Source organism: Streptomyces sp. NPDC048415 (assembly GCF_040651675.1).
In the GTDB taxonomy this organism is placed as follows: domain Bacteria; phylum Actinomycetota; class Actinomycetes; order Streptomycetales; family Streptomycetaceae; genus Streptomyces.
Map to the genome: position 1 here is coordinate 1 of NZ_JBEZKJ010000225.1, position 1424 is coordinate 1424.

A 1424-nucleotide genomic window follows, 5' to 3' on the forward strand; every position below is an offset into this window, starting at 1 on the left:
ATCGGGCCGCCCCTGCCGAGTAGTGAACGGGCTGGCCGGCTGCCGCTGCCAGCATTCTGTTGGGCGTCACAGGGTTCCGGCTGCGCAACCGGTGTGCAGGGGCTGCCCTACTGCTGCGCGTCGGCGTGGTGGCGTATGAGGGCCTGCCGACGGTGTTCGAACTCAGCGGATTTCTCGGTGATGTAGTCGGTCGTGACGGGCTTGTTGTACTGGGCGGTGATACCTCGGGCTGCGCAGTCCTGCGCAACGGCGTCCGCCGCGGGCTGCTCGTTGCGCATCCGGTGCTCGGCCCAGACGTTGTAGACGCGGGACGGTAGGAAGTACCGGCGCAGGTTAGCGGGGCTGACCGGCTTGTCACCCCGCCCGTGCTTGCCCTTCTGCGCGAGATAGGTGGACAGTTGCTCAGCCGTCGGCTCCTCGCCGTGCTCGGTCTGGTACTCCATCCACGCCAGGTAGTAGTGATCGACCGTGGTGAGAACCGCCCGCTCCCCCACTGCGCCATCCGCACCTGGTGGCGAGTCATCGATGGCAGCGCTCACCCGAGGGGTGCGCTTCTCATTGGCGGCCTGCGCACCCGCGCCAGCGGGCGCCTCCGCGGCGTCCTCCTCCTGCGAGAGGACCTCGTCAGCGGCCTGCTCGCCGGGATCGGCGGCAGCCTCTTCAGCGGGCGGTCCGGTGCTGCCGAACTCGCGCTCCCTGAAGGTTGCGACGAAGTCCGCCACGTCCTCGCCCGTGACGGGCCGGCCGTCGGCGCCCGTGATGCCGTCCCGCTCGTACACGTACGCCGCGAGGGCAGCCGCGCCGGGATAGGTCCCGCGCTCCTGCTCATAAGTGCGCCAGGCGCTGTAGAAGTAGTCGTCCCACTGGTCGGCCGATTGGTCGGTCGACTGCGGTTCCTCGGACGCGACGGGCTCCTCAGAGCGCGCTGCGTAGCGCTCTTGGAGGACCTGGAGAAGGGGCTGCACCTGGTCCTCGGAAAGCGGGTCGCCGGATCCCGTGGAGATGCCGTAGGTGTCGCGGAGCCAAAGTGCCCACTGCGTCGGGGTCGGCTCGATCTGGAACTCGGCGATGAACGCCCGGTAGGCTTCGGCGAACCGTTCAGCGGTCTCCTCGGTTGATTCCTGCGGACCAGTTGGCTGCTCGGGCATAACGGTGGAGACCGGAGCTTGGACCGGTTGCGGCTCCGCGTTGTCCCGCTCGGCCGGTGCCGGCTCGTTCTCTGCCGTGACGTCGGGCGTGGAGCTGTCCGGCCGGACTGAGGCAGGCGCCCGCTCGACGGTGAACACGATCGGTGGCTCCTCGATGCCGGCGGCGGCCAGGCCCGAAGGGGCCGTCTCCGCCAGCGGGACACCGTAGCGCGCGAGGCGCAGCGGCATCAGCGACTCCACCGGGGCTTTGCGGCGCCACGCGCGGCCGAAGCGGGA

The 1424-nt window shown here is 69.7% G+C and carries 1 pseudogene; it reads right to left on the reverse strand.

What is annotated here, in order from left to right:
- Positions 1 to 107 precede the first annotated feature (107 nt).
- Positions 108 to 1424, reverse strand: a pseudogene (locus AB0D27_RS45475) (hypothetical protein); the annotation flags it as partial.